Here is a 5,840-nt window from a genome sequence, read left to right on the forward strand (position 1 = left end):
GTCAGCAAGAAAGCCGCGGTCGCCTATGGCGGCATCATCGTCTCGCGCGGCGGGGTCGAAATCGCCCACGACGCAGCCGCCGTCCACGCTCACATGATCCTCCCCGAAATTGCCATCACCGTCGACCTCGGTCTCGGCACCCGCACCGGGCGCGCCGTCGGGGTCGATCTCGGCCCCGGCTACATCAAGGAAAATGTGCAGACGTCATGATCGATCCCGACGACACCGCCGCGCTGCTCATCCAGGCGCTGCCCTTCATCCGCCGCTACACCGGCAAGACGATCGTGGTGAAGGTCGGCGGCCTGCCGATGACCGATCCCGACCGCGCGCGTAGCCTCGCCAAGGACGTGCTGCTGCTCCACTCGGTCGGGATCCGCCCGGTGCTGGTCCACGGCGGCGGTCCCCAGATCGACGAGCAGATGAAGCGCAACGGCCTCGTCCCCGAGTTCCGCAACGGGCTGCGCGTAACCGATGCCGAGACGCTCGACATTGTCAGGATGGTGCTGGTCGGCAAGATCAACCGCGAGCTGGTCGGCGCGGTCAACGCGCTCGAGCCGCTGGCGATCGGCGTGGCCGGCGAGGACGGCCGCCTGCTCGAGGCCGAACCGCTCGACCCCGCGCTCGGCTTCGTCGGCACGGTCACGCAGGTCCGCGCCCGCCTGCTCCACGCCTTGCTCGACGACGGGCTCATCCCGATCGTCTCGACCGTCGGCGCCGGGATCGACGGCCAGCCCTACAACGTCAACGCCGACGACGCCGCCCGCGCCATCGCCGTCGCCATGCAGGCCGAAAAGATCATCTATCTGACCGGCGCACCCGGCCTGCTCGCCGACCCGGCCGATCCCGCCAGCCTGATCGCCGAACTCACCGCCGCCGACGCCCGCCGCCGTATCGCCGACGCCTCGGTCACCGGCGGCATGATCCCCAAGCTGACCAGCTGCGTCGAGGCGGTCGAGGGCGGGGTCGGCAGCGCCGTCATGCTCGACGGCTGCGCCGAACATTCGCTGCTGATCGAACTCTTCACCGAGAAGGGTGAGGGGACGATGGTGTTCGTGCCCCCGGCCAACGGCGACGCGATCGCGCGATGAGCAAGGCCCAGCGCCAGCGTCTGATCGCCGACTGGCTGCGCGAGCAGCGGGTCGGCAGCCAGGACGAACTGGTCGCGCGGCTGGGCCTGGCCGGGATCGTCGCCACCCAGGCGACGGTATCGCGCGACCTCGACGAGCTGGGTGCGGTCAAGCTCAAGCGCGACGGGGCGATCCGCTATGCGCTGCCCGAAGAAATTGATGCGGGCGCGGCGGCGGCGCGGCTCGACCGGCTACTGGCCGAATATGTCACCGCCATCGTCGCTGCGGGCACGCTGCTGGTCCTGCGCACCCCGCCCGGCTCGGCCAATCTGGTCGCCAATGCGATCGATATGGCCGCGCTACCCGAAATCGCGGGAACCATAGCCGGGGATGATACGATCTTCCTGGCACTGGCCGACGGGGTCGGGCCGGGCGCATTCGCCGCCCGGCTTCGCGATCGCCGCGCGGCGGGGTAGGAGAGAGTCATGAAACACGCCGTCACCATCATCGCCGCCGCCACTGCGCTGCTCGCCAGCTGCGATCAGCCCGCACCGACGCCCAAGCCGGTGATCAAGGTCCAGGGCGACGAGCAGCGCCAGCTCGCCGCCGCCAGCGACATGAACCGCGCCATCGCGCTCAAGCGCGCGATCTATGACGGCGGCGCGACCTGCAAGCGCGTCACCGCCACCGGCTTCGTCACCGATTACAAGAATCTGGCGATGTGGCAGGCGCACTGCGACGACGGCAAGGACTGGGCGATCTTCATCGCCGCCAACGGCAGCATCCAGGTGCGGCCATGCGCCGACCTGAAGGAACTCAAGCTGCCCGAGTGCAAGGTGCTGGACGTGAAAAAGGCGGCAGGCACGAAGCCCGCCGCCTGACATCTCACCGCGCGATCAATCGCACTTGTGGGTCTCGCTATAATCGCCGTTGGCGGTCTTCTGCTTGACCGTCGTGCAGCTGCCGACGCGCACTTCCTCGCGCCAGCTGCCGTCGGCGTTGGTCACGCGATTGCCCTTGGGCACGCGCTTGCCGTCACGGATCTCATAATTGAAATTCTTGGGGGTCGCGGCGTCGTTGCCGGTCGACTGGACGGTCGCCCCGGCCGAGCCGGTCAGGATCACGGCTAGCGCCGCACCCGTCACCCACTTTGCCCTCGACATCGACATCACACTTCTCCTCGCTCGCTTCTCTATATAGCGACGAGTGAATGGCGCATGAAGATGAATGGAGCGTCAGATGCGACGAACCGTGGCGCGAACCGCGCAACAGCATCGAAATTCGAGCAAAACCGCGAGGAGCGGAAGGGCTTAGCCTTGACGAGCGCGGTCGGCCAAGCTGCCCCGCAGCTTAACCTTGACGCGCTTTGAAGCGGCGGTTGGTCTTGTTGATGACATAGGTCCGGCCACGGCGGCGAATCACTCGGCAATCGCGATGGCGCGACTTGAGCGACTTCAGGGAATTACGAATCTTCATGGCCGGGGCGCCTGCTAAGTTGATCATGTTGTCGGCTGATGGTCGAAACCTGGCGTCCCCCTAAGGGGGGAGTCGGTTCGCGTCAAGGTTGGGCGCTCGTTCCGGTTGACTCACTTGGATTAACAAAGCAGCTTGGCCGGGCGGCGAGGGGACCTCGGTCGCATATCAGGGGAGTAGCATATGATCAGGAAAACCTTTGCGTTTCTGGCCGCCAGCATGCTGGCTACGCCGGCTCTTGCCGCGCCCATCGACGGCACCTGGGTCGCCGACATCAACTCGGCCCAGCTCAGCACCAAGCCGAAAGTCAGATCGCTCGACCATGGCGTCTATCGCTGCAGCTCCTGCGTGCCCGTATTCGCAATCGCTGCCGACGGCAAATGGCACCCGATCAAGGGCGATCCCTATGTCGACGAAGGCATGGTCAAAGTCGCCGACGCCCACACCGTCATGTTCGGCTACCGTCAGAAGGGCAAATCGGTCAACGCCAGCACCGCGACGATCTCGCCCGATGGCAAGACCATCAACTGGACTCGCAAGAACACCGCCGCCAACGGCGTCGAGACTAATGTCGAGGCGACCGACGTCCGCGCTGCCGCCGGTGCCAAGGGCGCGCACCTAATCTCCGGGTCGTGGCGCAACGGCAAGATCGCCAAGATGGATGCGGCCGCGCTGACCGTCACCTTCGGCCAGGACAAGGGCATGTTCCGCATGTCGGCGCCGACTGGCGAACATTATGAGGCCAAGCTCGGTGGCCCCGCGGTGGCGGTGCTCGGCGATCCCGGCGGCACGAAGGCGGCGATCCGCCAGACCGGCCCGATGACCTGGGTCGAAACCGACACGCGCAAGGGCAAGCTGGTCAGCACCTTCACCATCCACCTCGTCAATCCGACCACGGCCAACATCGTCAGCGTCGATCATGAAGTCGGGACGACCACACGCTACGTCGCGCACAAACAATAGTATCGGTTCGCGCGCGCTGACGGCTTTACGGTCGCGGCGCGCGCGGCTGTCCCGGTGCAAAGCGGTCGCCGAAATAATCGCGTGCGATCCATCGTGGCCGCTTCGGCGCGTCGGCCAGTGCGCGGGCGATGCGCGCGTTGAGCATGCCGTAGCGGGCGAGCGAGCGCCATTCGATCGGCTGCGACAGTTTGTCCGCCGGGCTGTGATAGGTGCGGGCGAGGAAATTTTTCCACGCGACTTCGCCGCCATTGGCATAGCCGGTCATCAGCAGGATCGCCGGCACCCCGCGCCGGACGAAGCGGTAGTGATCGGACCGCACGAAGATCGATTCCTGCGGCATCGGATCGGCCGCCACGCCGATCCCCATCTGTCGCCCCGCTTCGGCCACCGTCCGCGCGATCGTCGAATGATCCGCCCCGAAGGCGATCACATCGGTGAAATCATAGAGCGGCAGTGGCATGTCGAGGTCGACCACCCCGGCGATGCTGGCCAGCGGAACGGGCGGGTGGCTGGCGAGATAGTCGGCGCCGACCAAGCCCTCCTCCTCGCCGGTGTTGGCGATGAACAGGATCGTGCGGGCAGGGGGCTTGCCGCTGGCGACCAGCTCGCGCGCCGCCTCCATCATCGTTGCCACCCCGGCGGCATTGTCGAGCGCGCCGTTGTAGATCGTCTTCCGGCCCGTCTTCTCGTCGGTCTTCATGCCGAGATGGTCGAGATGCGCCATCAGCAGCACATGCTCCCCCGCCAGCGGCCCCGTGCCGGGCAGCTTGCCGATCACTTCGGGACTGAAGAAATCCTCCCAGCTCGATGCGGTGCGCAGCGTCAGTCGGTAGGGCAGGGGGAAGCCGCGCGGCGACCCTGACTTCGCGGCCATGCGCACCGCTGCCAGGCTCTGCGCTGCCCCGACGAACAGCCGTTGCTGCCATTCTTGCGACAGGGTGATCGCCGCGCGCACGCCCATGGTATCGCCGATGGTCTCGCCATCGTGCCAGTCGGTCACCGTCCGCCGTATCGTCGCCGCGACGTCGCCGCGCGGTCCGTCACCCGACAGGATGATCAGCCCGGCCGCGCCACGCGCCGCCGCAGCCTCCTTCTTGGTCGATCGCAGATGCGCGGCGATGTCGCCCGGCAGCTTCGCCGGAACCCCGCCCAGCAGGACGACGATCTTGCCGCGAACGTCGAGCCCGCGATAATCGTCGAACCCGAGCAGCGGCTCGTCAAGCCCATACCCGGCGAATATGAGCTCGCCGTTGATCTCGCGATGGCGCTCGGTCAGGCTCGGCAGCACCGCGACATCGACGCCGGCGCGAAGCGACCCGCCGCCGGTGCCACTCATGCTGGCGACCAGGCTTCCCGGTTCATTGCTCGCGCGGCGCAGCGGCACCTGGCGAAACCATTGCCCGTCGAGCCCGCCCGGTTCCAGTCCCAGCGCGCGAAACTGGCTGGCGACATAGGTCGCCGCGATCTCGTGCCCGCGCGAGCCCGTCAGCCGCCCCTCCAGCCGGTCGTCGGCAAGGAATTCGACCTGGGCGCGGACATAGCGTGCGGCGCTCGCCTCCTCTGCGCTCAAGGGTGGCAACGGCGGTGCCGCCCCGAACAGCGCCAATGCCAGCACGGCGACGGTCAGGCGCGGGATGATCAGCGGGGCTTCCAATCGATCAGCTTGCACTCCCACGCCAGCGCGTCGCTCACGATCTGGTGAATGTCGGCATGGCGCGGCGTCCACTCCAGCGTCTCGACCAGCGCGCGATTGGACGCGACCAGCATCGGCGGATCGCCCGCCCGCCGAGCGCCCAGCACGCGCGGGATCTTGCGCTGGCACACCTCGTCGAGCGCATCGAGCACCTCGATCACCGAATGGCCCGTCCCATAACCGCAGTTGAGCAGCAGGTTCTCGCCCGGCACCGCCGCCAGCCGCGCCAGCGCCGCGACATGCGCCGCCGCCAGGTCCGACACGTGAATATAATCGCGCACGCAGCTGCCGTCCGGCGTCGGATAATCGGTTCCGAACACGTCGACATGGCTCCGCTTGCCCAGCGCCGCCTCGGTCGCGACCTTGATGATGTGGGTCGACGACTTGCCGATCTGGCCCGACCGCAACTGCGGGTCCGCGCCCGACACGTTGAAATAACGCAGCGCGGCATAGTTGAACGGATGCGCCCGCGCCGCGTCGGCCAGCATCTGCTCGGTCATCCACTTCGACGCGCCATATGGATTGATCGGCAACTTGGCGTCGCCCTCCTCGATCGGCAATCGCTCGGGCTCGCCGTAGATCGCGGCGGTCGACGAGAAGACGAAATGCGGCACCCCCGCCGCCACCGCCTCGGCCAGCAGCGC

General features: G+C 67.2%; 9 protein-coding genes. 5 read left to right on the forward strand and 4 right to left on the reverse strand.

Going from position 1 to position 5,840, the window contains the following annotated elements:
• The 4 genes from RMN84_RS07255 to RMN84_RS07270 all read left to right on the forward strand — a co-directional run.
• A partial coding sequence (locus tag RMN84_RS07255; RefSeq protein WP_405051458.1) for a hypothetical protein occupies window positions 1–210 on the forward strand: 210 nt, incomplete at its 5' end.
• Window positions 207–1,088, forward strand: a complete 882-nt coding sequence (gene argB, locus RMN84_RS07260) for an acetylglutamate kinase (RefSeq protein ID WP_309611514.1) — start codon at window positions 207–209, stop codon at window positions 1,086–1,088. The genes RMN84_RS07255 and argB, both read left to right, overlap by 4 nt.
• The gene (locus RMN84_RS07265; RefSeq protein ID WP_309611515.1) at window positions 1,085–1,543 is read left to right on the forward strand and encodes a hypothetical protein; all 459 of its coding nucleotides are present in this window, start codon (window positions 1,085–1,087) and stop codon (window positions 1,541–1,543) included. The genes argB and RMN84_RS07265 overlap by 4 nt, the downstream gene beginning before the upstream one ends.
• Window positions 1,544–1,552: 9 nt before the next feature.
• The gene (locus tag RMN84_RS07270) at window positions 1,553–1,948 is read left to right on the forward strand and encodes a hypothetical protein (RefSeq protein ID WP_309611516.1); all 396 of its coding nucleotides are present in this window, start codon (window positions 1,553–1,555) and stop codon (window positions 1,946–1,948) included.
• Between the two features lie 15 nt (window positions 1,949–1,963).
• Here RMN84_RS07270 and RMN84_RS07275 read toward each other — a convergent pair whose 3' ends face one another.
• Both RMN84_RS07275 and ykgO read right to left on the reverse strand, forming a co-directional pair.
• Window positions 1,964–2,236 (reverse strand): hypothetical protein, encoded by a 273-nt coding sequence (locus tag RMN84_RS07275; protein WP_309611517.1) that lies wholly within the window; start codon window positions 2,234–2,236, stop codon window positions 1,964–1,966.
• Window positions 2,237–2,417: 181 nt separating this feature from the next.
• The gene (ykgO, locus tag RMN84_RS07280) at window positions 2,418–2,543 is read right to left on the reverse strand and encodes a type B 50S ribosomal protein L36 (protein WP_006833921.1); all 126 of its coding nucleotides are present in this window, start codon (window positions 2,541–2,543) and stop codon (window positions 2,418–2,420) included.
• Between the two features lie 180 nt (window positions 2,544–2,723).
• Between ykgO and RMN84_RS07285 the strand changes: the two genes are divergently transcribed.
• Window positions 2,724–3,503: a hypothetical protein gene (locus RMN84_RS07285; protein WP_309611518.1), complete on the forward strand. Its 780-nt coding sequence runs from the start codon at window positions 2,724–2,726 to the stop codon at window positions 3,501–3,503.
• 25 nt (window positions 3,504–3,528) lie between these two features.
• On the opposite strand, the gene RMN84_RS07290 is transcribed toward RMN84_RS07285, so the two are convergent.
• Both RMN84_RS07290 and galE read right to left on the reverse strand, forming a co-directional pair.
• Window positions 3,529–5,157: a M20/M25/M40 family metallo-hydrolase gene (locus RMN84_RS07290; RefSeq protein WP_309611519.1), complete on the reverse strand. Its 1,629-nt coding sequence runs from the start codon at window positions 5,155–5,157 to the stop codon at window positions 3,529–3,531.
• Window positions 5,142–5,840, reverse strand: a 699-nt coding sequence (gene galE, locus RMN84_RS07295) for a UDP-glucose 4-epimerase GalE (RefSeq protein ID WP_309611520.1), incomplete at its 5' end; no start/stop codon positions are given. The genes RMN84_RS07290 and galE, both read right to left, overlap by 16 nt.

The organism is Sphingomonas sp., from assembly GCF_031380695.1.
Classification (GTDB): domain Bacteria; phylum Pseudomonadota; class Alphaproteobacteria; order Sphingomonadales; family Sphingomonadaceae; genus Sphingomicrobium.

What these genes read in the sequence shown, in the direction of transcription:
- RMN84_RS07265 (WP_309611515.1), top strand. Translation starts at nt 1,085, where the DNA reads ATGAGCAAGGCCCAGCGCCAGCGTCTGATCGCCGACTGGCTGCGCGAG.
- ykgO (WP_006833921.1), bottom strand. Translation starts at nt 2,543, where the DNA reads ATGAAGATTCGTAATTCCCTGAAGTCGCTCAAGTCGCGCCATCGCGAT.
- RMN84_RS07285 (WP_309611518.1), top strand. Translation starts at nt 2,724, where the DNA reads ATGATCAGGAAAACCTTTGCGTTTCTGGCCGCCAGCATGCTGGCTACG.
- RMN84_RS07275 (WP_309611517.1), bottom strand. Translation starts at nt 2,236, where the DNA reads ATGTCGATGTCGAGGGCAAAGTGGGTGACGGGTGCGGCGCTAGCCGTG.
- argB (WP_309611514.1), top strand. Translation starts at nt 207, where the DNA reads ATGATCGATCCCGACGACACCGCCGCGCTGCTCATCCAGGCGCTGCCC.
- RMN84_RS07270 (WP_309611516.1), top strand. Translation starts at nt 1,553, where the DNA reads ATGAAACACGCCGTCACCATCATCGCCGCCGCCACTGCGCTGCTCGCC.